The organism is Mesorhizobium sp. Pch-S (assembly GCF_004136315.1).
GTDB lineage: Bacteria > Pseudomonadota > Alphaproteobacteria > Rhizobiales > Rhizobiaceae > Mesorhizobium.
The window spans coordinates 616827-642088 of sequence record NZ_CP029562.1 but is presented as its reverse complement, the minus strand read 5'-3'; the positions used below and the strand labels follow the sequence as shown (position 1 = coordinate 642088).

At 62.7% G+C, this 25262-nt stretch carries 22 protein-coding genes; 11 read left to right on the top strand and 11 right to left on the bottom strand.

Annotated features, from left to right (window positions below):
• Window positions 1–18: 18 nt before the first annotated feature.
• On the top strand, window positions 19–222 hold the full coding sequence (locus tag C1M53_RS03010; RefSeq protein ID WP_129410890.1) for a hypothetical protein: 204 nt from the start codon (window positions 19–21) through the stop codon (window positions 220–222).
• 11 nt (window positions 223–233) lie between these two features.
• Here C1M53_RS03010 and C1M53_RS03005 read toward each other — a convergent pair whose 3' ends face one another.
• Window positions 234–1214 carry a GlxA family transcriptional regulator gene (locus C1M53_RS03005; RefSeq protein WP_129410889.1) on the bottom strand — a complete coding sequence of 327 codons (981 nt, stop codon included), beginning with the start codon at window positions 1212–1214 and terminating at the stop codon, window positions 234–236.
• A gap of 77 nt (window positions 1215–1291) precedes the next feature.
• Here C1M53_RS03005 and C1M53_RS03000 point away from each other — a divergent pair, with 77 nt between their 5' ends.
• The 8 genes from C1M53_RS03000 to C1M53_RS02965 all read left to right on the top strand — a co-directional run bounded on the left by C1M53_RS03000 (window position 1292) and on the right by C1M53_RS02965 (window position 10680).
• Window positions 1292–2209 (top strand): 3-keto-5-aminohexanoate cleavage protein, encoded by a 918-nt coding sequence (locus tag C1M53_RS03000; protein ID WP_129410888.1) that lies wholly within the window; start codon window positions 1292–1294, stop codon window positions 2207–2209.
• A 40-nt stretch (window positions 2210–2249) separates the two neighbouring features.
• A complete protein-coding gene (locus C1M53_RS02995) occupies window positions 2250–3341 on the top strand; it encodes a 3-hydroxyacyl-CoA dehydrogenase NAD-binding domain-containing protein (RefSeq protein ID WP_129410887.1) in 1092 nt (363 codons plus the stop codon).
• A 3-nt stretch (window positions 3342–3344) separates the two neighbouring features.
• Window positions 3345–4508, top strand: coding sequence for an acyl-CoA dehydrogenase family protein (locus tag C1M53_RS02990; RefSeq protein ID WP_129410886.1), 1164 nt, complete (start codon window positions 3345–3347; stop codon window positions 4506–4508).
• Between the two features lie 22 nt (window positions 4509–4530).
• A complete protein-coding gene (locus C1M53_RS02985; RefSeq protein ID WP_129410885.1) occupies window positions 4531–5253 on the top strand; it encodes a DUF2161 family putative PD-(D/E)XK-type phosphodiesterase in 723 nt (240 codons plus the stop codon).
• On the top strand, window positions 5250–7397 hold the full coding sequence (locus C1M53_RS02980; RefSeq protein WP_129410884.1) for an acetate--CoA ligase family protein: 2148 nt from the start codon (window positions 5250–5252) through the stop codon (window positions 7395–7397). Before C1M53_RS02985 ends, C1M53_RS02980 begins: the two co-directional genes overlap by 4 nt.
• A complete protein-coding gene (locus C1M53_RS02975) occupies window positions 7382–8164 on the top strand; it encodes a carnitinyl-CoA dehydratase (RefSeq protein ID WP_129410883.1) in 783 nt (260 codons plus the stop codon). Before C1M53_RS02980 ends, C1M53_RS02975 begins: the two co-directional genes overlap by 16 nt.
• 13 nt (window positions 8165–8177) lie before the next feature.
• Complete coding sequence (locus tag C1M53_RS02970) at window positions 8178–9119, top strand: alpha/beta hydrolase (protein ID WP_129410882.1); 942 nt, start codon at window positions 8178–8180, stop codon at window positions 9117–9119.
• A 115-nt stretch (window positions 9120–9234) separates the two neighbouring features.
• Entirely contained in the window at window positions 9235–10680 is a 1446-nt protein-coding gene (locus C1M53_RS02965) for a family 16 glycosylhydrolase (protein WP_129410881.1), read from the top strand.
• Between the two features lie 135 nt (window positions 10681–10815).
• Here C1M53_RS02965 and C1M53_RS02960 read toward each other — a convergent pair whose 3' ends face one another.
• The 10 genes from C1M53_RS02960 to puuE all read right to left on the bottom strand — a co-directional run bounded on the left by C1M53_RS02960 (window position 10816) and on the right by puuE (window position 23219).
• Window positions 10816–12405 (bottom strand): ABC transporter substrate-binding protein, encoded by a 1590-nt coding sequence (locus C1M53_RS02960; RefSeq protein WP_129410880.1) that lies wholly within the window; start codon window positions 12403–12405, stop codon window positions 10816–10818.
• 194 nt (window positions 12406–12599) lie between these two features.
• Window positions 12600–14264: an ABC transporter ATP-binding protein gene (locus C1M53_RS02955; protein WP_129410879.1), complete on the bottom strand. Its 1665-nt coding sequence runs from the start codon at window positions 14262–14264 to the stop codon at window positions 12600–12602.
• Window positions 14257–15078, bottom strand: coding sequence for an ABC transporter permease (locus C1M53_RS02950; protein WP_129410878.1), 822 nt, complete (start codon window positions 15076–15078; stop codon window positions 14257–14259). The genes C1M53_RS02955 and C1M53_RS02950 overlap by 8 nt, the downstream gene beginning before the upstream one ends.
• Before the next feature lie 7 nt (window positions 15079–15085).
• Window positions 15086–16045, bottom strand: a complete 960-nt coding sequence (locus C1M53_RS02945) for an ABC transporter permease (RefSeq protein WP_129410877.1) — start codon at window positions 16043–16045, stop codon at window positions 15086–15088.
• A 13-nt stretch (window positions 16046–16058) separates the two neighbouring features.
• Entirely contained in the window at window positions 16059–17648 is a 1590-nt protein-coding gene (locus C1M53_RS02940; RefSeq protein WP_129410876.1) for an ABC transporter substrate-binding protein, read from the bottom strand.
• A 382-nt stretch (window positions 17649–18030) separates the two neighbouring features.
• Entirely contained in the window at window positions 18031–19620 is a 1590-nt protein-coding gene (locus C1M53_RS02935; RefSeq protein WP_129410875.1) for an ABC transporter substrate-binding protein, read from the bottom strand.
• Between the two features lie 181 nt (window positions 19621–19801).
• Window positions 19802–20395, bottom strand: coding sequence for a nucleoside deaminase (locus C1M53_RS02930; RefSeq protein WP_129410874.1), 594 nt, complete (start codon window positions 20393–20395; stop codon window positions 19802–19804).
• A complete protein-coding gene (locus C1M53_RS02925; RefSeq protein ID WP_129410873.1) occupies window positions 20392–20901 on the bottom strand; it encodes an ureidoglycolate lyase in 510 nt (169 codons plus the stop codon). Before C1M53_RS02925 ends, C1M53_RS02930 begins: the two co-directional genes overlap by 4 nt.
• 25 nt (window positions 20902–20926) lie before the next feature.
• Window positions 20927–21760, bottom strand: coding sequence for a bifunctional allantoicase/(S)-ureidoglycine aminohydrolase (locus C1M53_RS02920; protein WP_165358028.1), 834 nt, complete (start codon window positions 21758–21760; stop codon window positions 20927–20929).
• 25 nt (window positions 21761–21785) lie between these two features.
• Window positions 21786–23219: an allantoinase PuuE gene (puuE, locus tag C1M53_RS02915; RefSeq protein WP_129415991.1), complete on the bottom strand. Its 1434-nt coding sequence runs from the start codon at window positions 23217–23219 to the stop codon at window positions 21786–21788.
• Window positions 23220–23401: 182 nt separating this feature from the next.
• Between puuE and uraH the strand changes: the two genes are divergently transcribed.
• Together uraH and xdhA are read left to right on the top strand one after the other, a co-directional pair.
• Window positions 23402–23776 (top strand): hydroxyisourate hydrolase, encoded by a 375-nt coding sequence (gene uraH / locus C1M53_RS02910; protein ID WP_129410871.1) that lies wholly within the window; start codon window positions 23402–23404, stop codon window positions 23774–23776.
• Window positions 23777–23779: 3 nt separating this feature from the next.
• Window positions 23780–25261, top strand: a complete 1482-nt coding sequence (xdhA, locus tag C1M53_RS02905; protein ID WP_129410870.1) for a xanthine dehydrogenase small subunit — start codon at window positions 23780–23782, stop codon at window positions 25259–25261.
• Window position 25262: the final 1 nt, after the last annotated feature.

The following is a 25262-nucleotide window of genomic DNA, read 5'->3' as shown; positions in this document are numbered from 1 at the left end:
ATCGAAAGGAGGCGAAGAATGCAGACCGAACATGAAATCGACGCTCTTCTGTCGCGTGAGCATGCCGGCTCGATCATCGACCGGCTGATGTCGATGCCGCGCCCTGCCAGCGATGCCAAGGCGGCCAACGAATGGGACCGCGCGGTGGCTGGCCGCTTCGAGGCGCATCTTGCCAAGCAGATGCGCGATCTCATCGACGGGCCTCGCAGCCACGCCGCCTGATCCTGGGCGGTCTAACCGCTTCTTACCTTCGTCGGTGCTTCGCCGAACGCTTTCGAAAATGCTCTGGAAAATGCCGCCGCGGATGAAAATCCCGTCCGTTCGGCAATGTCGGTCATGGCGACGCGTGTATCCACCACAAGTCGCCTGGCGGCGGCCAACCTGAGTCGCAAATAGTAGGCGCCCGGCGTCTCGTCGATCGACGCGCGAAAGATGCTCTCCAGCGTGCGGGCAGTGACGCCCGCACGCCTGGCGATTGCGGCGATCGTCAGCGGTTGGTCGACATGTGCTTCCATGAGCCGGATTGCCTGGGCAAGGCGCGGGTCGTAACCATCGAGGCGGCCGAGCGAGACAAGTGGCTGCGCGTCGGTTGCAGCGCGGGCCTGGTCGTAGATGAAGACGCTGGCGACATCGAGCGCCACTGCCATGCCGAGCCGCGAGCGCACCAGATGCAGCATCAGGTCGAAGGTCGGCGATGCGCCGCCCGACGTGAAGACAGGGCCGTCGATGACATAACGGTCAGGCCGCACGTCGCTGCCGGGGAAGGCGGCGGCGAAATCCTCCATGTCCTCCCAATGAGTGGTGGCGCTGCGGCCCTCCAGCAGTCCGGCACGCCCAACCAGCCAGGTTCCCGCCTCGACGCCGCCGACGGCGCGTGCCGTGCGTGCTGCCCGCCTCAGGCCGGCCAGCAATGCCGAGGTCGCATAGTTTTGCGTGCCGAAGCCGGCGATCACCACCAGCATGTCGATGGCCTCCGCCGGGTCGAAACGTCCAGAAACGGCAACGGGCAGGCCGCAGGTGGTCACCGGGGCGTCGCCGGTCATGGAGACGAGCCGGTAGTCGAACAGCGTCTCGCCGGTGATACGGTTGGCTGCCCGCAATGGGTCGACCGCGGAAGCCACGCACATGATGGATGAGCCGGAGAAGACGAGCAGGGTGACCCTGAGCGGCGTGCGCTCCGCAAGAAAGATTGAACGCCTTTCGGTTTTTGCCATGTTTGTTTCGTAAAACGCAAAACAGTCTTCGGCAAGCGGCGCAATGATCCGTCAAAAGCATTTCGGGAGGAAAAGCGATGCCGCTTGCGATGAACCGCGAGGTCTTCATTACCTGTGCCGTGACCGGGTCCGGCGGCACCCAGGACCGCAGCCCACATGTGCCCCGATCGCCGAAACAGATAGCCGATTCGGCGATCGAGGCCGCCAAGGCGGGCGCAGCGATCGTGCATTGCCATGTCCGCGATCCGGAGACCGGCAAGCCACGCCGCGACATCCATCTCTATCGCGAAGTCACCGAACGAATCCGCGACGCCAATGTCGACGTCGTCCTGAACCTGACGGCCGGCATGGGTGGCGACATGGTGTTCGGCGATGTCGAAAACCCGCTGCCCCTCAAGCAGCAGGGCACCGACATGGGCGGCGCCAGCAACCGCGTCGAGCATGTGCGCCAGTGCCTGCCCGAGATCTGCACGCTGGATTGCGGCACGATGAATTTCAACGAAGCCGACTATGTCATGACCAACACGCCCGGCATGCTGCGCGCGATGGGGGGCATGATGACGGCAATGGGCGTGAAGCCGGAAATCGAGGCTTTTGACACCGGCCACCTCTGGTTCGCCAAGCAACTGGTGGAAGAGAAGGTGCTGGCGCCCGACGCGCTGGTGCAACTGTGCATGGGCGTTCCGTGGGGCGCTCCGGACGACCTCAATACCTTCATGGCCATGGTCAACAATGTGCCGAAGGAATGGACGTTCTCGGCCTTCGCGCTCGGTCGCAACCAGATGGCCTATGCCGCGGCGGCCGTTCTGGCCGGCGGCAATGTGCGCGTCGGGCTGGAAGACAATCTCTGGCTGGACAAGGGCGTGCTTGCCACCAACGCGCAGTTGGTCGAACGTGCGGCCAACATCGTCGAAAATCTCGGCGCTCGCGTGATCGGGCCGGAAGAGGTGCGTAAGAAGCTCAACCTCACCAAGCGCGCGCCGCTGGCCGCGTAAGCTTCGTCGAAACTTGAAGCCCTTTCGGGGAACGACAAAAATGACAATCGAAAAAGCGGCCGCCATCGGCGGTGGAGTCATCGGCGCCGGCTGGGTCGCGCGCCTTCTGCTCAACGGCATCGACGTCTCGATCTACGATCCCGACCCCGAGGCGTCGCGCAAGGTCAGCGAAGTGATGAAAGGCGCACGCCGCGCCTACAAGCAGATGCTGCCCGGCGGTCTGCCCAAGGAAGGCAAGCTCACCTTCGCCAAGACCATCGCCGAAGCGGTGACGGATGCCGATTTCATCCAGGAAAGCGTACCGGAACGTCTCGACCTGAAACACAAGGTGCTGGCAGAGATCGACCTCCATGCGCCCGCCAATTCGATCATCGGTTCATCCACATCCGGCATCAAGCCGTCCGACATGCAGGTGGCGATGAAGAAACACCCTGAGCGGCTGGTCGTCGGCCATCCGTTCAATCCGGTCTACCTCCTGCCCCTCGTCGAGATCGTCGGCGGCGCACAGACCTTCCCGGAGGCGATCGAGGTCGCCAAGGAGATCTATGCGTCCATCGGCATGAAGCCGGTGGTCATCCGCAAGGAGATCGAGGCTTTTGTCGGCGACCGTCTGCTGGAGGCCGCCTGGCGCGAGGCGCTCTGGCTGATCAAGGATGGCATCTGCACCGTCGAGGAACTCGACGACATCATGCGCTACGGTTTCGGCCTGCGCTGGGCGCAGATGGGCATGTTCCAGGTCTACCGCATCGCCGGCGGTGAGGCCGGCATGCGCCACTTCATGGCGCAGTTCGGGCCATGCCTGCAATGGCCGTGGACCAAGCTCACCAACGTGCCGGAGTTCAACGACGAACTGGTCGACCTGATCGCCGGTCAGTCAGACGACCAGTCGTCCAAATGGTCGATCCGCGAACTCGAGAAGATCCGCGATGACAATCTCGTCGCGATCATGGAAGCGTTGTCCAGACAGAACAAGGGCAAGGGCTGGGGTGCCGGTGCGCTGCACAACAGCTACACCAAGCAGCTGACCGACCTGGCTTCAGTGAAGACAAAGACGTCCAGCGCCGCAGCGAAGGCCAAGGCGACCAAGCCAGTGAAGAAGGCGGCCAGGAAGGCCGCCGGGAAGAAGGGCTGAGCCATGCATTTCGGCCTGACTGAAGAACAGCAGCTCATCGTCGATACCACGCGCGCCTTTGTCGAGAACGAGCTCTATCCGCATGAACTGGAGGTCGAGCGCAGCGGCCATCTGCGCATGGACCTGATCAGGGAACTGCAAGCCAAGGCGATCGCTGCCGGTCTCTACGCCGCCAACATGCCGGCCGAAGTCGGTGGCGCCGGCCTGGATACGCTTACCTGGCTGCTCTACGAAAAGGAACTTGGTCGCGCCAACTATGCCTTGCACTGGACCTGCGTGGCGCGGCCGTCGAACATCCTGCTCGCCGGCACCGACGCGCAGCGTGAGAAATACCTCTTTCCCTGCATTCGCGGCGAGAAATGGGACTGCCTGGCCATGACCGAGCCCGGCGCAGGCTCCGACCTGCGCGGCATGAAGGCGAGCGCGGTCGAAAAAGGCGGCGACTGGGTGCTGAACGGCACCAAGCATTTTATCTCCCATGCCGACATCGCCGACTTCGCCATCTGCTTCATGGCCTCGGGCGAAGAGGACAGCCCGCGCGGCAAACGCAAGAAGATCACCGCTTTCTTCGTCGACAAGGGCACGCCCGGTTTCACCGTGCGTGATGGCTATCGCAACGTCTCGCATCGCGGCTACACCAACTCGGTGCTGGAGTTCGACGACTGCCGCATCCCGCAGGAACAGGTTCTGGGCGAGATCCACAAGGGCTTTGAGGTAGCCAACAGCTGGCTGGGCGCCACCCGCCTGCAGGTCGGTGCCACATGTCTCGGCCGAGCCGAGCGCGCGCTGCAGCACGCCATCGACTATGCCGCGCAGCGCGAGCAGTTCGGCCAGCAGATCGGCAAGTTCCAGGGCGTGTCCTTCAAGCTGGCCGACATGGCGACGGAGCTGAAAGCCGCGAATCTGATGGTGATGGAAGCCGGCTGGAAGTACGACCAGGGCAGCGTGACCGACCAGGACATGGCGATGGCGAAGCTCAAGGCCACAGAGGTGCTGGCCTATATCGCCGACGAGGCGATCCAGATACATGGCGGTATGGGCCTGATGGACGACCTGCCACTGGAGCGTATCTGGCGCGATGCTCGCGTCGAGCGCATCTGGGAAGGCACGTCGGAAATCCAGCGCCACATCATTTCGCGCGCCCTGTTGCGGGCCGTCGGAGGGTAGCCTCGCATCATGGCTCCGTTTCATGGCTAAGACCGGCATCAGGGAAACCGATCTCTATCTTCCCGTGAAGCACCTGCTCGAAGCGCAGGGCTACACGGTGAAGGGGGAGGTCGGTGCCGCCGACATCGTCGCCGTCCGTGAGGGTGACGATCCGGTCATTGTCGAACTTAAAGCCGGTTTTTCGCTGTCCCTGTTCCACCAGGCGATCCAGCGCCAGGCCATCAGCGACGCGGTCTATGTCGCCGTGCCGCGCGGCGCCGGGCGCGCTTCGCTCAAGGCGCTGGTCGACAACAGAAAGCTGTGCCGCCGGCTCGGGCTGGGCTTGATCACGGTCCGGCTTGCCGACGGTTATACCGAGATCCATTGCGATCCCGCACCCTACAAGCCGCGCCAGTCGAAACCGCGCAAGACACGCTTGCTGCGTGAATTCGAACGGCTGGTCGGAGATCCGAACCTCGGCGGAGCAACCCGCCGCAACCTGGTGACCGGATATCGCCAGGAAGCGCTGCGCTGCCTCAACCTGCTTGTCGAACAGGGGCCGACAAAGGCGGCCGAGGTCGCCAGGCAGACCAGCATAACGCATGCCCGCCGTCTGATGGCCGACAACCACTACGGATGGTTCGAGCGGGTCGGTACCGGGATCTACGCGCTGAGCCCGAAGGGCGTGAAGGCGACTGAGGACTATCTTACCGAACTCGAAAAGCTCCGAGCGACCCGCGCGGACAATGCAGCTGTGACCCCATGACAATGCCTCGCGATCTTTCACGCCTGCTGCGCCCGAAATCCATCGCCGTCGTCGGTGGTGGTTTCTTTGCCCCCAATGTCGTCAGGCAATCGCTCAAGATGGGCTTTGCCGGCGATATCTGGCCGGTCCATCCAAGCAAGGACGAGGTGGCGGGGGTCAAGGCCTACCGCTCCCTTGCCGATCTGCCACATGCGCCGGACGCCACCTTCATCGGTGTCAACAGGCATCTCACCATCGATGTGGTGCGCGCGTTGAGTGCGAGCGGTGCCGGTGGCGCCATCTGTTTTGCGGCCGGCTTCCGCGAGACCGCGCATTACGAGGCCGAAGGCCAGGACCTGCAGCTGGCGCTGATCGAGGCCGCGGGTGGCATGCCGATCATCGGCCCGAACTGCTATGGGCTGATCAACTATGCCGACGGCGCCCTGCTGTGGCCGGACCAGCATGGCGGTCGCCGGCTGCAGGACGGCGAGAAGGGCGCGGCCATCATCACCCAGTCCTCCAACATCGCCTGCAACCTGACCATGCAGACGCGCGGTCTGCCCGTGGCGTTTCTGATGACGGCAGGCAACCAGGCACAGACCGGCCTTTCCGAAATGGCGCTCGGTCTCATCGAGGACGAGCGCGTTTCCTGCCTTGGCCTGCACATTGAAGGTTTCGACAAGGTCGACGGCTTCGAGCGGCTGGCGGCACGGGCGCGGCAGCTGAAGAAGCCGATCGTCGCGATGAAGGTCGGCCGCTCCGAACAGGCGCGCGCCGCCACCATCTCGCACACCGCTTCGCTTGCGGGCTCCGATGCCGCGTCTGATGCCTTCCTGAAGCGGCTCGGCATTCCGCGTGTCGACACGATCCCGTCGTTCCTGGAAACGCTGAAGCTTCTGCATGTGGTCGGTCCTCTTTCGAAACCAACCCTGTCGTCGATGAGCTGTTCCGGCGGCGAGGCGTCCGTCATGGCCGATACCGCCGAAGGTCGGCGCGTGTATTTTCCTGCCTTGACGGAAGCGCACAGGGCACGTGTGCAGGAGACACTCGGGCCGCTCGTCGCCGTCGCCAATCCGCTCGACTACAACACCTACATCTGGGGCAAGCAGGAAGCGCTCACCGCAACCTTCTCGGCGATGGCGTCCGGCGGTTTTGGCCTGAACATGCTGGTGCTGGATTTCCCGCGCACGGACCGCTGTTCCGATGCCGACTGGTGGCCGACGGTCAATGCGTTCGAAGCGGCGTTGAAGGCCAATGGTGCGCACGGTGCCATCGTCGCCTCGATGGGCGAGAACCTTTCGGAGGATCATTCGGTCGAGTTGGCCCGGCGCGGGATCGTCCCGATCCATGGCATCGCCGAGGCATTCGATGCAGCCGAGGCAGCTGTGTTCGTTGCGGAAGCATGGAAGCACCCGTCTTCACCCCCTGTTGGAGTTTCTGGTTCCGAGCCCGGCGAAAGCGTTGCCGCGGAACGGCAACCGGACGAAGCCGTCGCCAAGGCCATGCTGGCGGTTGCCGGCCTGCCGGTGCCGCAAGGTCGCCGGGTTGCGGACGTTGCCGAGGCCGTCACGGCAGCCGAGGCGCTCGGCTTTCCGGTAGCGCTCAAGGCGCTTGGCGTGGCGCACAAGAGCGAACTCGGCGCCGTCCGGCTCAATCTGAAAAGTGCTGCCGATGTCCACGATGCCGCCACCGCGTTACTGCCGCTGGGCAGCGGCCTTTATGTCGAGGCGATGGTGGGCGGTGGCGTTGCGGAGCTCATCGTCGGTCTGACCCGCGACCCGGTTTTCGGTCCGGTGATGACGGTCGGCACCGGCGGGGTGCTGGTGGAACTGTTGAAGGACAGCGCCACACTGTTGCTGCCGACCACGCGCGGTGACATCGAAACAGCGCTTCGCAGCCTGCGCATGTTCCCGCTGCTCGATGGTTATCGTGGCCGACCCAAGGCTGATCTGGATGCAGCCATTGCGGCAATCGAGAAGATCGCTCGTTTTGCCATGGCCCATGCCGGCGGCATCGAGGAGCTCGACATCAATCCGCTGATCGTCTGCGCCGAAGGCAAGGGGGCGTGGATCGCCGACGCCCTGCTGGTCGTGGCCGCTCATCAGCCTGCCGAAAAGACAAGCGGCGTTCCGGCCGAAGGAGAAGAAGAATGTCTGATGTCGTAAAGACCCGCCGCGAAGGTGTCATCTTCGAAGTCACGCTCGACCGGCCGAAGGCCAACGCCATCGACCTGAAGACGTCGCGGCTGCTTGGCGAAACCTTCAAGGCCTTTCGCGACGACCCGGAGCTGCGCATCGCCATCGTCAAGACGGCCGGCGAGAGGTTCTTTTCCGCCGGCTGGGACCTGAAGGCTGCAGCCGCTGGCGACGCCGTCGACGGCGATTATGGTGTCGGCGGCTTTGCCGGCCTGCAGGAATTGCGCGACCTGAACAAGCCGGTCATCGCCTGTGTCAACGGCATGGCGGTCGGCGGCGGCTTCGAACTGGCGCTGTCCTGCGACCTCATCTACGCCTCGGATCATTCCAGCTTCGCGCTGCCCGAGATCCGCGCCGGCACGCTGGCGGATGCCGCCACCATCAAGCTGCCGAAACGCATTCCCTATCACGTCGCCATGGACTTGCTGCTCACCGGCCGCTGGATGGACGTGCAGGAAGCGCATCGCTGGGGCCTCGTCAACGAGGTGCTGCCGGCCGACAAGCTTGAGGATCGTGTCTGGGAAGTCGCCCGTCTGCTTGCCGGCGGCCCGCCGCTCGTCTTCGCAGCCATCAAGGAGGTGGCGCGCGCCGCCGAGACCATGGGCTTCCAGGAGACCATGAACCGCATCACCAAACGCCAGTTCCGCACGGTGGATGAGCTTTACGCCTCGGAGGACAATCTCGAAGGTTTCAAGGCCTTCGCGGAGAAGCGCGATCCGGTGTGGAAGGGCAAGTGAGTTATCCACGGCCATGACCGACTACGCGAAGCTGATCGACGCCGAGACCTGGGCCTTCATCGAGAAGACCAATTCCTACTATCCACCCGACACGATCGACTACACGATCGAGCAGCAGCGCGACGTCTACAACCGCATGTGCCGGGAATTCTTTGCGGGGTATCCGGAGGGCGTCACTGCGGAGACGGTCGCCATCGCAGCGCCAGATCATGCCATTCCGATCCGCATCTACCGACAGGCTGGCGCAGAACCGCAAGCGCTGGTCCTCTATTTCCACGGCGGCGGTTTCATTCTCGGCGGGCTGGACAGCCATGACGACGTCTGCGCCGAACTGTGCGGCCGCACCGGCTATGAGGTCGTTTCGGTCGATTACCGGCTGGCTCCGGAGCATCGTCATCCCGCTGCCTTCGACGATGCGATGGCGGCGTTTCACTGGGCGGCGTCGCGCTACCAGGTGCCGATCCTGCTGGTCGGCGACAGCGCCGGCGGCAACCTGGCGGCTGCGGTTGCGCACGCGACGCGCACGCATCCACGCCGGGCCGTCGGTCAACTGCTGATCTATCCCGGTCTTGGCGGTGATCAGTCCAAGGGATCCTACGTCACCCATGCCGAGGCGCCGATGCTGACGATGCGCGACCTGATCTTCTATAAGAACGTTCGCACCGGCGGGGAAGGGCGCATGCTCGACCCGACCATCGCACCGATGCTCGATCGCGATTTCGCGGACCTGCCGCCCACGGTCGTCATCACCGCCGAATGCGATCCGTTGTCTTCCGACGGCGAAGCCTATCGCGACCGCATCCTGGCGGCAGGTGGCAAGGCGTTCTGGCGAGAGGAAGAGGGCCTTGTGCACGGCTATCTGCGCGCCCGCCACACTGTGACGCGTGCCCGCGAAAGCTTTGCGCGCATCGTGGAAGCCGTGCAGCGACTGGGCAGGAGCGAATGGCCGCATTGAGCGGCGGCCATCGGTAACAGCCTGTATCATAATGTTAGCATTTTAGCGGGTCGTCAGATGCCTGGGCGGATGCTAGCTTGAAGGTGGGTGGCATTTACGACGACAGGAGATCGTCATGGCCACCGTGCGCAACGCCAAGGGCGTGCTGCTTCCCTACAGTGATCCCTCGGTCAGCCATTTTTCGGCGACCAATTCCGGCCCGGATCTCTACGGCAGCGTCCGGAACGATTCGCTGTGGGGCGACAGCAGGGTAAACGTCACCATGCACGGCGGGCAGGGCGACGATATCTACCATCTCTATTCGGCCATCAACCGGGCGGACGAACGCCCGGGTGAAGGGATCGACACCGTCGAAACCTGGATGAGCTACACGCTGCCCGCCAACATCGAGAACCTGACCGTTACCGGCAATGGGCGCTATGCCATCGGCAACGATCTCGACAACATCATCAGCGGCGGTTCCGGCAAGCAGACGATCGACGGTGGTTTGGGCGACGATGTCCTGAAGGGCGGCGGTGGCGCCGACATCTTCCTGTTCGAGAAAGGCAATGGCAGCGACCTGATCCTGGATTTCGGCAGCGACGACAATGTCCGCCTGACGCGCTACGGCTTCAGCTCTTTCGCCGAAGTGAAAGCCAACATGGTCCAGTCGGGCAGCGACGTGCGGCTGAACCTTGGGTCGAGCGAATTCCTGGTCTTTGCCAATACCACCGTCGAGCAGTTCAAGGTGGATCAGTTCGAACTCAGCCTGGATCGATCTCATCTCAAACTCTCCTTTTCGGACGAGTTCGACACGCTGAGCCTGCGCAATGGCACCAGCGGCACCTGGGACACCAATTTCTGGTGGGGTGCCAGGAACGGCAGCACGCTGACTTCGAACGGCGAAAAGCAATGGTACATCGACCACGACTATGCGCCGACCGCTTCGGTCCATCCGGTCGATGTCGAAAATGGCGTGCTGACCATCACCGCTGCCCGGGCAGATGACTCGATCAAGCCCTACATCAACAACTACGAGTACACGTCGGGATTGCTCAACACCTACGGATCGTTCGCCCAGACCTACGGATATTTTGAAATCCGCGCCGACATGCCGGAAAACCATGGCGTCTGGCCGGCCTTCTGGCTGTTGCCTGCGGACGGCTCCTGGCCGCCGGAACTCGATGTGGTGGAAATGCGCGGCCAGGATCCGAACACGGTCAACGTCGCCGCGCATTCAAACGAAACCGGCAGCCGTACCACGGTCGGGTCGGCGGTCGGCGTGCCTGATACCGAGGGCTTCCACAACTACGGCCTGCTTTGGACCGAGGACGAACTGGTCTGGTATTTCGACGATACCGAGATCTTTCGGGCCCAAACACCGTCAGACATGCACAAGCCCATGTATATGCTGGTCAATCTGGCCGTGGGAGGTGCCGCCGGTACGCCAGCCGATGGGCTCGCGACACCCGCCGAAATGCAGGTGGACTACATCCGCGCCTATGAGTTGAGCAATGCAAACATTCAGGCGGATAACGCCCGGATGGATCACGTGGTTCACATCTATGACTGGTGGCACTAGGGCGAACCTTGCCCGTTCAGACGGACAAGGAATGCCCTGACAACTCGCGCATGAAGATCCTCTCCGAAATCATGCGCTGAGCCACCGTCTTCAGCGCCATGCGGCGATCCCTTCCTGCCGCATGGCGCTGTGCCTTCAGGCCTTCAGCCAGCAGGCACCCAGGGCATAGCCATCCATCATCTCACCCTGCGGATTGGCGACCCATCCATCGATCTTGCTGGTTGCCGCAGCATCGATGAACTGGTTGAAGAACGGCACGAGCGTGCCGCCTTCATCGCGCACCAGCATGGCCATGTCGTGGAACAGAACCTTGCGCTTGTCCTGATCGAGTTCGCCACGCGCTTTCATCAGCAATTGGTCGAAATCCGGGCGCTTGAAGCGGGTGTCGTTCCAGTCCGCGGTGGAGACGAGTGCGGTCGCATACATCTGGGCCTGTGTGGCGCGGCCGCCCCAATAGGAGAGCGAGAACGGTTTCTTGTTCCACACTTCCGACCAGTAGCCGTCGCCGGGCTCGCGCTTGATTTCAATCTTGATGCCGGCCTTGGCGCAGCTCTGCTGATAAAGCTGTGCGGCATCGACCGCGCCCGGGAATGCCACATCGGAGGTGCGCAGCAGGATCGACCCGGAGTGGCCCGATTTCTTGTAAAGTTCGGCCGCCTTTTCGGGATCGAATTTGCGCTGCTCGATGTCGTCCGGAAACAGCGGATAGGCAGCGTTGATCGGGAAGTCGTTGCCGAGCGAACCGTACCCGAACAGGATCTTGGAAAGCAGTTCCTCGCGGTCCATCGCCAGCTTCAACGCCATGCGCAGGTCGGCATTGTCGAAGGGTGCGGTGTCGCAGAACATGTTGAACGGATAGAAGCCGCGGCCGGAAGTCGCCTCAACCGAGACGCCCGGCACCCGCTTGACGAGGTTCACCACCTTGGGTTCAACCCGGTTGATGAAATGCACCTGGCCGCCCTGCAGGGCTGCGAGGCGTGCCGTGGCGTCGTTGATGACCACGATTTCGACCTGGTCGGCGTGGCCGAGCTTGTCTCCGCCCCAGTAATTGGCGAAGCGCTCGCCGCCATGACGTACGCCCGGCTCATTGACCGTGACCTTGTAGGGGCCTGCGCTGATCCCGGCATTGGGGTTGTCCCTGCCGCCATTCGGCTGGATGACAAGGTGATAGTCGGCCATCAGGTAGGGGAAATCGGCGTCGGGCTCGGCCAGCGAAACGATCACTTCCTTGCCTTCGGCCTTCATCGCCTTGATGTTCTTCAACACGCCGAGCGCGCCTGATTTCGATTTTTCGTCGGCATGCCGCTCCAGCGTGGCGAGCACGTCCTCGGCCTTGACGGTCTTGCCGTTGTGAAACTCGATGCCGTCGCGGACCTTGATCGTCCAGGTCCTGGCATCGTCGGACGAACCGATCTCCTCGGCGATCAGGTTTTCCAGGCTGCCATCCGGCTTCAGCCGGTTGATGAACTCACCCCACTGCTTGCAGAAATTGAAGGTGACCTGGCTGAGATTCGTCGCCGGATCGAGACTGTTGGTCGACTCGCCGCCCTGCAGCCCGGCCTTCAGGATGCCACCTTTCGCCGGGGTCTGCGCAAAGGCACGATCGGCAAGCGTGCCTGCCAGGGCGGCGGTAACGCCGAGGGCCGCAGCACGGCCCAGGAAATCACGGCGGGTGATGCCGCCTTTGCCGGCCAGCCTGGCCAGATGATCGAGTTCGCTTGTCATTGTCTGCTCCCTTCCCTGTTTCGGGCTTGTTCACCCCAAGGAGATCACAGTGGCGGCCGCGCGTTGCGGCCGGATGACAGTCTGCCCGAAACCCGGAGCGTTTCCGTTTTTCACGGAAATGCGGAAACGCTCTAACTATTTGTTTTTACAAAATTACAAGCGGAAAACCGTTGCACGGTTTTCCTGGAATTGCTCTAGTTTCCGGCACTTTCCATGCGCCGTCCCTGGATCGCGCTTTCCAGCCAGCCCTGTTCCATCTCCGGCACCGAGGAAAGCAGCAGATCGGTGTAGGCGTCGAAGGGCGGTGCCAGCACCTGGCTCTTGGGGCCATAACGCACGACTTCGCCGCGATACATGACCGCGATCGCGTCGGCGATCGACTTCACCGTGGCGATGTCATGCGTGATGAACAGGTAGGCTACCTTTTCTTCCTGCTGCAATTCGAGCAGCAGTTTCAGGATGCCGTTGGCAACCAGCGGATCGAGCGCGGAGGTGACTTCGTCGCAGATGATCAGCTTCGGCTTCGCCGCCAGGGCGCGGGCAATGCAGACGCGCTGTTTCTGACCACCGGAAAGCTCGGCCGGATACCGGTCCGCGAAGCCCTGGCCCATCTCGATCTTGTCGAGCAGTTCGGTGATACGCTGGTCGCGCGCCTTGCCACGCATGCCGAAATAGAATTCGAGCGGCCGGCCGATGATGGTGCGAACGGTCTGGCGCGGGTTCATGGCGACATCGGCCATCTGGTAGATCATCTGCAACTGGCGCAGGTCTTCCTTCGGCCGGTCGGCGAGGCGGTTGGACAAGGTGCGGCCGGCAAAGCTGATCGAACCTGCTTCCGGCGGCAGAAGCCCGGTGATGGCACGCGCCAGCGTCGACTTGCCGGAGCCGGACTCGCCGACCACCGCCAGCGTCTGGCCGGGATGCAGGTCGACCGAGACGTTCTTGAGCACCTTGACGGCGCCGCCACCATAGGCGGCCGTCACATTCTTCACCGAGAGAACCGGGGTGGGGCTCGGCTGCTTTTCGGTGTGGTCGATTTCGTGCACCGCCACCAGGGCGCGCGTATAGTCCTGCTGCGGCAGCTTGATGATCTGGTGGGTGTCGCCGCGCTCGACCAGCCGGCCATGGCGCAGCACCAGGATCTCGTCGGCGACCTGCGCCACGACGGCAAGGTCGTGGCTGATGTAGAGCGCCGCGACATGGGTGTCGCGGATGGCATCCTTGATCGCGGCCAGCACGTCGATCTGCGTCGTCACGTCCAGTGCCGTCGTCGGCTCGTCGAAGACGATGAGATCGGGTTCCGAACACAGCGCCATCGCCGTCATCACGCGCTGCAGCTGGCCGCCCGAGACCTGGTGCGGGTAGCGATTGCCGATGGTTTCGGGATTGGGCAGGCTGAGCTTCTTGAACAGCGCCACCGCCCGTTTCTCGGCTTCGGCGCGCGTGGCGACACCATGCAGCAGCGCAGCCTCCACCACCTGGTCCATCAGCTTGTGCGCAGGGTTGAAAGCGGCCGCAGCCGACTGCGCCACATAGCAGACCTCGCGGCCGCGCAGTTTGCGCACGCCCGACAGGCCGAGCGGCAGGATATCGCGCCCGTTGAGCAGGACCTGGCCACCGGTGATCTTCACGCCACCACGACCATAGGCCATTGATGACAGGCCGATGGTCGACTTGCCGGCGCCGGATTCTCCGATGAGGCCCAGCACCTTGCCGCGCTTCAATGTCAGGGAGACGTCATGCACCAGCGTGACGGTCTTGGGCGCCTCGTCGGGTGGGAACACCCGTGCCTCGATCCTGAGATCGCGGATGTCGAGCAGCATTTCCGGCTTCTGCGTTGCCGCTTGCGCCTTAGCCATTGCCGCGTCCTCCCTTCAGGTCCGAGGTGCGGTTCAGCACCCAGTCGGCGACGAGGTTGACCGAGATGGCGAGCAGTGCGATCGCGGCCGCCGGGATGAGCGCTGCCGGGATGCCGAAGACGATGCCGTCCTTGTTCTCCTTCACCATGCCGCCCCAGTCGGCGTCCGGCGGCTGCACGCCCAGGCCAAGGAAGGACAGGGCTGACAGGAAGAGCACTGCATAGATGAAACGCAGGCCTAGTTCCGAGATCAGGGGCGATAGCGCATTGGGCAGGATCTCCCGGAAGATGATCCAGCCCATGCCTTCGCCGCGCAGCTTGGCGGCTTCGACGAAATCCATGACGTTGATGTCGACGGCGACCGCGCGCGACAGGCGATAGACACGGGTCGAATCGAGGATGCCCATCACCAGGATCAGCGTGACGATCGTGGAAGGCAGCACCGACAGCACCACCAACGCGAAGATCAGCGTCGGGATTGCCATCAGAAGGTCGACGAAACGTGACAGGATCATGTCGAACTTGCCGCCGACCGTCGCTGCGGTGAAGCCGAGGATGGAGCCCAGGCCGAACGCCAGCGCCGTCGCCAGCACGGCGATGAATATGGTGATGCGCGCACCATAGATCATGCGCGAAAGCAGGTCGCGGCCGAGATTGTCGGTGCCAAGCACGTTGGCCGACGACATCGGCGCCCAGACGTCGCCGACGATCTCGCCATTGCCATATGGCGCGATCCAGGGCGCAAAGACCGCGCAGATCAGGAACATTCCGGTCAGGATCAGGCCGATCCAGGCCGTGAGGGGGATCTGTCTCATGCCGCCCTCACTTCGGATGCCGCAGACGCGGATTGGCGAGGATCGCGGCAATGTCGGCGATCATGTTCAAGGTGATGTAGACGGCGGCAAAGATCAGGCCGACGGCCTGCACCACCGGCACGTCGCGCTTGGCGACATGGTCGACCAGATACTGACCCATGCCCGGATAGACGAAGATGACCTCGACCACGACGACGCCAACGATCAGATAGGCGAGGTTCAGCATCACCACATTGACCACCGGGGCTATCGCATTCGGGAACGCGTGCTTGCGGATGATGTTGAACGGCGACAGCCCCTTGAGTTCGGCCGTCTCGATATAGGCCGACTGCATGACATTGAGGATCGCCGCGCGTGTCATGCGCATCATATGCGCCAGTACCACCAGCGTCAGCGCGGTGGCGGGCAGGGCGATCGCCTTCATGCGTTCCAGGAACGGCATGCCGTCATAGACGGTGGAGATGCCGGGGAAGATCTGCCACTGCACCGCGAAGAAATAGACGAGCAGGTAGCCGATGAAGAATTCCGGCAGCGACGTGGATGCCAGCGCCAGTCCGGAGATCAGCTTGTCGACGAAGCCGTTGCGATAACGCACGGCAAGCAGGCCGAGGCCGATTGCCAGCGGTACCGAGACCGCAGCGGCCCAGAAGGCGAGGAACAGCGTGTTCCACAGCCTCCCGCCGATGGCGGATGCGATATCCTGGCCCGACGACAATGCCGTGCCGAGATTGCCGGTGAGGATGCCGCCCAGCCATCTGAAATAACGGATATAGGCGGGATCATTGAGGCCGAGCGCCTCGCGCAGGTTGGCGAGCGACTCCGCAGTGGCCGACTGGCCGAGGATGGACTGGGCAACGTCGCCCGGAAGGATCTGCGTGCCGACAAAGATCAGCACGGAGACGGCGAACAGCAGCAGAAGGCCCAACGCGATGCGTTGGGCGATCAGCTTCAGGATGGGCGAACTCACCGGGCGGCCTGGATCAGGCCGCCAGCCAGCAGATCGACAGGGCGTAGCCGCCGCACATCTCCTGCGCGGGATTGCTTACCCAACCCTGCACGCCTTTGCCGGATGCGTCGATATACTGGTTGAAGAACGGAACGATCAGGCCACCTTCGTCGCGCATCACTGTGGCGATGTCGGTGTACATCTTCTTGCGCTTGTCCTGGTCGAGCTCGCCGCGTGCGGCCAGCACCATCTTGTCGAACTCCGGGCGCTTGAAGCGCGTGTCGTTCCAGTCGGCGCTGGAGATGTAGGCGGTGGAATACATCTGGTCCTGCGTCGGCCGTCCGCCCCAGTAGGAGAGGGAGAATGGCTGCTTGTTCCAGACTTCCGACCAGTAGCCGTCGCCCGGCTCGCGCTTGATCTCGATCTTGATGCCGGCCTTGGCGCAGCTCTGCTGGTAGAGCTGCGCAGCGTCAACGGCACCGGGGAAGGCGACGTCCGAGGTTCGCAGCAGGATGGAACCGGAATGTCCCGACTTCTTGTAGAACTCGGCGGCCTTTTCGGGATCGAACTTGCGCTGCTCGAGATCGGTCGGGAACAGCGGATAGGCTTCGTTGACCGGAATGTCGTTGCCCACCTTGCCGTAGCCGCGGAGGATCTTCTCCAGCAACTCCTCGCGGTCCATGGCGAGCTTGAGCGCCATCCTGAGGTCGTTGCTGTCGAAGGGCGCGGTGTCGCAGAACATGTTGAATGGATAGAAGCCCTTGCCCGACACGGCCTGGATGGTGACGCCCGGCACGCGCTTGACCAGGTCGACGATCTTCGGCTCGACGCGGTTGATCATGTTCACCTGGCCGCCCTGCAGCGCGGCGGTGCGCGCGGTGGCGTCATTGATGACGATGATCTCGACCTGCGCGGCATGGCCGATCTTGTCGCCCTGCCAGTAGTTGGCGAATTTCTCGCCGCCGTAACGTACACCCGGTTCGTTGACGGTCACCTTGTAGGGGCCGGCGCTGATGCCGGCATTCGGATCATCCTTGCCACCGTTCGGCTGGATGACGAGATGGTAGTCGGCCATCAGATAAGGGAAGTCGGCGTTTGGATCCTTGAGAGTGATGACGACCTCGTCGCCATTCACCGCCATCTTGTCGATGCCTTGCAGGATACCGAGCGCGGCCGATTTCGACTTCGCGTCGCTGTGGCGTTCGAGCGTGGCGACCACGTCCTGGGGCGCGACGGTCTTGCCGTTGTGGAACTCGATGCCCTTGCGGATCTTCATCGTCCAGACCTTGGCGTCGTCCGACGAGCCGATTGACTCCGCGATACGGTTGTCGAGGCTGCCGTCGGGATTCAGCTCGACCAGCATCTCGCCCCAGCATTTGCCGAAGTTGAAGTTCACCTGGCTGAGGTTCAGCGCCGGATCGAGCACGTTGGAGGATTCGCCGCCCTGCAGGCCGGCCTTCAGTGTTCCGCCCTTGACCGGGCCTTCCGCCCTGGCGGCATCGCTGAGAAGCGTGTTGGCGAAAGCCGCAGTGACGCCGAGCGCTGCCGCACGGCCGAGGAAATCGCGGCGGTTCAGCTGGCCCGCGGCAACGCGACGGCTGAGGTACTCGAGTTCATTCGACATTCTTGTTCCTCACTCTTTTGGCTCGACCATTTGGTCGATTTCTTGTTTTTGTCGGGAGAATAATGGACGTAAGGGAAACTTCAGCGCAAGGCCGCATGCGACATCGACTGCCGCATATGGCATGTCGTTTTTGAGATGCTCGTGCGTGTACGGCTTTTGGCGTTTTGGAAAACAGCCGCCGGATTGTCTCGAAATCGCACCCTTCTCCGGTGAAAATGGGGATTCTGCAGAGTTGGACGCTGTTTGTCGGTGGTCTGGCAGCCTGCTTTGGGCCAGAGATGATGTGGATGTCCTGTTTGCGGCATGCGGTTGCGCGGATTGTCGAAAGTTCCACGCAACCGATCACTGCAAGGTCAGGCATTGCTTTCGCGAAAATTTCCCCTCACGCCTGCAGCCAGCATTTGGTCAGGGCATGACCGTTCATCAGTTCGCTGTTCACATCGTCGACCCAGCCGCCGACCTTGGCGCTGGTCGCATCGATGTAGTCGTTGAACATCGGAACGATGACACCGCCTTCGTCACGCAGCATGACGCCCGCCTGGCGATAGAGCGCCTTGCGCTTGGCTGAATCGAGCTCCGAGCGCGCCTGCAGGATCAGCTTGTCGAAATCGTCGCGGAAGAAGCGGGTGTCGTTCCACTCCGCGTTCTTGAGGTAAGCGATGGAATAGACTTGGTCCTGCGTCGGGCGACCTGTCCAGTAGGACATGGAGAAAGGCTGCTTGTTCCACACCTCCGACCAGTAGCCGTCACCCGGTTCGCGCTTGACCTCGATCTGGATGCCGGCCTTGGCGGCACTTTGCTGGTAGAGCTGGGCGGCATCGACCGCGCCGGGGAAGGCGACGTCCGAAGTGCGCAAAAGCACCGGTCCTGAATGCCCGGACTTCTTGAAGTGGAACTTCGCCTTGTCTGGATCGTATTTTCGCTGCTCGATGTCGTCGGAGAACAGCGCGTAGGCTTTGCTCGCCGGCATGTCGTTGCCGACGGTGCCGTAGCCACCCAGGATCTTCTGCACCATCTCCTCGCGGTCGACCGCGTATTTCAACGCCAGCCTGAGGTCGTTGTTGTCGAAGGGCGCGGTGTTGCAATGAGCGATGAAGACGTAATGGCCCTTGCCGGCGACGTTGCGAATGGTAACGCCCGGCACGCGCTTGACCAGCGAGACGATCTTCGGCTCGACGCGGTTGATCATATGCACCTGGCCGCCCTGCAGTGCCGAGGTGCGTGCAGTGGCGTCGTTGATGACGATGATCTCGATCTGGTCGGCATGACCGCGTCGGGCCTGATCCCAATGGCCCTCGTGGCGGGCGCCGACATGGCGCACGCCCGGCTCGTTGGTGACGATCTTGTAGGGGCCTGTGCCGATACCAGCAGTCGCATTGTCCTTGCCGCCATTCGGCTGGATCATCAGGTGGAAGTCGGCGCAGACATAGGGCAGGTCGGCGTTGGGCTCCTTCAGCTTGATGACGACATTGCCGCCATCGGCCTTGACGCTTTCGAATTCGGAAATGAAGGCAAGTGCCGCCGACTTCGAATTCTTGTCGCCATGGCGCTCCAGCGTTGCCACGATGTCCTGAGGCGTCATCTCCTTGCCATTGTGGAAGGTGACGCCCTTGCGGATCTTGAAGATCCAGGTCTTGGCGTCGTCGGACGACTCATAGGATTCGGCGAGCTTGGGTTCGATGCCGCCCGTTGGTGTCACCTCCACCATCTGTTCGCCCCAGCAGCGGCCGAACGTGTAGGGGACCTGGCTGGCCCAGAGCGCGGGATCGAGGCTGTCGGTGGCTGCACCTCCCTGCATGCCTGCCTTCAGCACACCGCCTTTGACCGGGCCTTCGGCCCTTGCCGCATCGCTGAGCAGCGTGTTGGCGAAGGTGGCGCTGACGCCAAGTGCTGCGGCGCGACCCAGAAAATCGCGCCGGTTCAGCCTGCCGGCGGCAACGCGGCGGCTGAGGTATTCGAGTTCATTCGACATTGGTTCCTCACTCTTTTGGGTCGACCGTTGTGGTCGATTTCTTGTTCTGTGAGGAGATAATGGACGTAAGGGAAATTTGGTCGCAAGGCAGTATGCGACATTGATTGCCGCATATGACATGCCGTCTTTCACCCTTACGGGGGGCGACGTTCCGGTATTTTCTCGAATGTTGGCCGCGGAGCTAGTTCAACGGGATGTCGTTGTCGGCCTTACCATCCTGGTAGTCGGAGGAGAGCGCGTCGTATTTATCCGAGATGGTCCCGATGCGTTTCTCCAGCCGGGCGCGCTCGGTCTCGGGCAAGTCCCGCACCAGGCGGCGCAGCGAATAGCTTTTCCAGTAAGCGTTTTCGGCATTGTAGCCGCCCGGCTCGAGCGTGAAGACTTCTTTCAGGATCTTCAGGTCATGCGGAATGGCGAAGCTGTCGCGCGAATCCTCATGGCTGAACAGATAGTAGAAATTGTCGAAGCCGGTCCAGGTGATCGCCGAAAGGCACAGTGAACACGGTTCATGCGTGGCCAAGAAGATCGCGTCCTTGGTGTCGACCCGCTCGGCCTTCGGCATCTCGTAAAAGCGCTTCAGGCAATGCACTTCGCCATGCCAGAGCGGGTTCTCGGTCTCGTTGTTGGTTTCCGCCAACACCAGCGAGCGATCGCTCTTGCGCAGGATTGCGGCCCCGAACAGCTTGTTGCCATCGGCGACACCGTCTTCGGTCTTCGGCACGATGTCATGCTCGATGACGTCGAGCAGGCGGTCGATCAGCGAAACATCGGTCATGACTGGAACCCTTCGGGCAGGTGGATTTCGTAGGGATGCGAAAAGTGGAATTCTTCGACATTGGAGCCGTCCCCGCCGCGGTCGACGACGACGAAGTCCTGCGGCTCGCCGATGGGCGTGAGCACGCCATGCCAGAGATTGCGCGGATAGTTGACGCCCTGGCCCGGCCTGGTGACGAAGGCGCGCGGCTCGGCGGGTCCATCAGGACTGTCGTGGCAGACCACGACTACGAAGGGGCGGGGTGAAAGCGGCACGAAAGCCTGGCTGCCGAAGGGATGCCGTTCGACCATGGAGAGCTTCAGCGGAAATTCGTAGGGCGTTCCCTTGAAGAGGTTGATCAGCACATGGCCGTTCGGGCCGATCGCTTCCGGGCGGGCGAGTGCGTGAAACCGCTCGCACCGGCCGTTGTTGATCGGGTAATGGCTGTCGGTCTCGGTATCGATGACCTCGCCGAATTCGGCAAAGTTCGCGCGCGTCAGAAGTTTGGCGGTGATGATGCGCGTCATGGTCTGACCTCTTTGCAGACGGGTGTTAGCGTCCGAAGCCGCCGAGCCTGGCGTGGCGGTTGACGTCCTTGTAGAGCAGGTAGCGGAATTTACCGGGCCCGCCTGCATAACAGGCCTGCGGGCAAAAGGCGCGCAGCCACATGTAGTCGCCGGCCTGCACCTCCACCCAGTCCTGGTTGAGACGGTAGACCGCCTTGCCTTCCAGCACGTAGAGCCCGTGCTCCATCACATGCGTTTCCGGGAACGGGATGATGCCGCCCGGCTCGAACGTCACGATGGTGACATGCATGTCGTGACGCAGGTCCATAGGATCGACGAAACGCGTCGTCGCCCAGCGGCCTTCTGTGTCCGGCATCGGATTGGGAGCGATGTCGTTCTCGTTGGTGAAGATCGGCTCGGGCACATCGACGCCCTCGGCCTTTTCATAAGCCTTGCGGATCCAGTGGAAACGCGCGGTCGCCTTGCCGTTGTTGCGCAATGTCCAGCCGCTCGACGGCGGCAGGAACGCGTAGCCGCCCGGCTTCATGTCATGGTTCTTGCCGGCAAGCGTAACGGTGACCTCGCCCTCGACCACGAAAAGCACGCCTTCGGCGCTGCTGTCCGGTTCGGGTCTGTCGCTGCCGCCGCCCGGCTGCACTTCCATGATGTATTGCGAGAAGGTCTCGGCGAAACCCGACAGCGGGCGGGCGATGATCCACAACCGCGTTTGGTCCCACCCCGGCAGATAGGAGGTGACGATGTCGCTGAATTCGCGTTTGGGGATGACCGCATAGGCCTCCGTGAACACCGCGCGGTCGGTGATCAGGTCGGTCTGCGGCGGCAATCCGCCTTTCGGCGCGTAGTAGGTGCGATCAGCCATCTTCATCATATCCATCAGTTCAGGCCTATTCGGGCAAAATATCCTTGAGGCGCAGCAGCGCGATGCGTTCGACCTGTTTGCAGGCGGTTTCGAATTCCTCGCCGCGGCTGTTGCCGATGCGGGTCTCGAATGCCGCCAGGATCTCATCCTTGGTCTTGCCCTTTACCGCGATGATGAAGGGGAAGCCGAAAGTGGTGACGTAGGCGGCGTTCAGCTTGGAGAACAGTTCGCGCTCCGCGTCCGTCAGCGCATCGAGCCCGGCCGAAGCCTGTTCCTTGGTCGAGTCCTCGGTCAGCCGTCTGGCCTGCGCCAGCTTGCCGGCGAGGTCCGGGTGCGCGGTCAGCACGCCGAGACGTTCGGTCTCGGAAGCCGAGCGGAAGGCACGGCAGAGCGCGTTGTGCAGGCCGCCGGCGCTGTCATGGGCAGGGCCGAGCTCCAGTTCGAAGGCACGCTCGGCAATCCAAGGCGAATGTTCGAAGATGCCGCCGAAGCGCTGCACGAACTCCTGCTTGTCCATGCGCGACGGGCGCAAGGCCGCGGGCTCATAGGGATGATGGTCGCGCCAGTGGTTGGCGATGTCGATGCGTCGCGGCAGCCAGACCTTGTCGTGGCTCTTCACATAATCGATGAAGCGCTGCAGCGCCGCGGCGCGTCCTGGCCGGCCGATCAGGCGGCAATGCAGGCCGATGCTCATCATGCCGCCGCGTCCGGCCTTGCCTTCGGCATAAAGCGTGTCGAACGCGTCCTTCAGGTAAGCGAAGAACTGGTCGCCCGAATTGAACCCTTGCGGGGTTGCGAAACGCATGTCGTTGGCGTCAAGCGTGTAGGGGATAACGAGCTGCGGCTGGATCGCGTTGCCGTGGCCGTCATGGTCGAGCCAGTAGGGCAGGTCGTCGTCATAAGTGTCGGAGATCCAGGCAAAGCCGCCTTCGGCAGCCGCCAGCTTCACCGAATTCACCGAGGTGCGGCCGAGATAGAGGCCGGTCGGGCGCTCGCCCACCACTTCCCTGTGCAGGCGGATCGCTTCGTCGAGGTCGCGCTTTTCGTCTGCCTCCTGATGGTCGCGGTAGTCGATCCATTTCAGGCCATGCGAGGCGATCTCCCAGCCGGCGGCATCCATGGCCGCGACATGGTCAGGCGAACGTGCCAGCGCCGAGGCGACACCGTAGACCGTCACCGGTACGCCGGCCTCGGTAAACATGCGGTGCAAGCGCCAGAAGCCTGCGCGGGCGCCATATTCGTAGATCGACTCCATGTTCCAGTGGCGCTTGCCGGGCCAGGGAGCAGCTCCAACCACTTCCGACAGGAAGGCCTCCGAGGCCGCATCGCCATGCAGGATGCAGTTCTCGCCGCCTTCTTCGTAGTTGACGACGAATTGCACGGCGACATGGGCGCCACCCGGCCATTTCGGGTCCGGCGGATTGGCTCCGTAACCGCGCATATCCCGTACGTAACGCATCATTCCTCCCTGCCGGTTGCTCCGGAAGTGGCCCCAAGATATCCAAAGGTTTGGGCGGCCATTACCACGAAATTTTTGAAAGTGCTTTTTGGTGCCGTCCGCTCGACCAGGGCTTATGCATCGCCTTTAATTGGCGCACAATTCATCACTATGTTCGATTGTACCGGAATGGGAGGCGGCAATTGGCGGAAACGTCGCACAACAATGGCGGGCGTCTGACGACGCATGTGCTGGATACGGCGACGGGCAAACCGGCGGCCGGCCTGCTCGTCGATCTGTTCCGTCTCGAGGACGGCAAGCGCACGCATCTGAAGAGTGTGACCACCAACAGCGACGGCCGCTGCGATGCGCCACTTCTGGCCGGCGACGAGTTCAAGCTCGGTGAATACGAGCTTATCTTTTCGGCCGGCGACTATCTGCGCCGTTCCGGCACCAAGCTGCCAGAACCGGCTTTCCTCGACATCGTGCCGATCCGCTTCGGCATGGCCGAGGCCAAGCATTATCACGTGCCGCTGTTGATCTCGCCCTACAGCTATTCGACCTACCGGGGAAGCTGAGCAATGGCCAAACTCAAGACCCGCTCCGAGCTGCGCTTCATCCTCAATGGCCGCGATGTCGCCCTGAGCGATGTCGCACCCGACCAGACGCTTCTCGACTGGCTGCGCCTCTCCCGCTCGCTCAAGGGATCGAAGGAAGGCTGTGCCGAGGGCGATTGCGGTGCCTGCACGGTTCTGGTCGGCAAGCTGGTGGCCGGCAAGCTGGTCTATGAAAGCGTCAACGCCTGCATCCGCTTCATGGGTTCGCTCGACGCCACCCATGTCGTGACGATCGAACATCTCGCCGGCGCGGGCGACACGCTGCATCCCGTGCAGCAGGCAATGGTGGATTTCCACGGCTCGCAATGCGGCTTCTGCACGCCCGGTTTCGTCATGTCGCTTTATGCGCTCTGGATGAAGTCGCCCGAGCCGTCTGACGCCGAGATCGAGAAGGCGCTTCAGGGCAATCTCTGCCGCTGCACTGGCTATGAGGCGATCATGCGCGCCGCGCGTGCCATTTCCAGTTATGGCAAGGCTGCGAAGGATCCGCTGCAGGCCGAGCGCAAGGCCGTGATCGCCCGCCTGTCAGAGCTTCAGGACGGCTCGCGCGTCGAGGTCGGCGCCGGCAAGGATCGTTTCATCGTGCCGGCTGACGCCGACGACTTTGCCAGGGTGCTGGAAGCTGAGCCACAGGCCACCATCGTGGCAGGCTCGACCGATGTCGGCCTGTGGGTGACCAAGCATATGCGCGATATCGCGCCCGTCGTGTTCATCGCCGGGATCGAGGGCCTGCGCACCATCTCCGAAGACAAGGGTGTCATCACGATCGGCGCCGGTGTCACCTACACGGAAGCGTTTTCGCTGCTCGCCAGGCGTATTCCGGCGCTCGGACCACTCATCGACCGCATCGGTGGCCAGCAGGTTCGCAACATGGGCACCATCGGCGGCAACATCGCCAACGGCTCGCCGATCGGCGACACGCCGCCGCCGTTGATCGCGCTCGATGCCAAGCTCACCTTGCGCAAGGGCAAGAAGCGCCGCACCATCTCGCTCGAGAAGTTCTTCATCGCCTACGGCAAGCAGGACCGCCAGCCCGGCGAATTCGTCGAGGCCGTGCATGTGCCGATCCCGGAAAAGGGCGAAAAGTTCGCGGTCTACAAGATCACCAAGCGCCGCGACGAAGACATCACCGCGACGCTCGGCGCCTTCAGCCTGAAGCTCGCCAGGGATGGCACGGTTGCTTCGATCCGCATCGCCTATGGCGGCATGGCAGCGACGCCGAAGCGGGCAAGCGCGGTGGAGAAGGCGCTGATCGGCAAGCCATGGACCGAAGCGACGGTGGAAGCGGCGATGGAGAAATACGCCGAAGACTTCGCGCCATTGACCGACATGCGCGCGACCGCCGAATATCGGGCGCTGGCGGCAAGGAATCTTTTGCTGCGCTTCTACACGGAAACCACCGGCACCAGCGCGCCGTTCCAGGTGTCGCGTTATGAGGCGGCGTGAG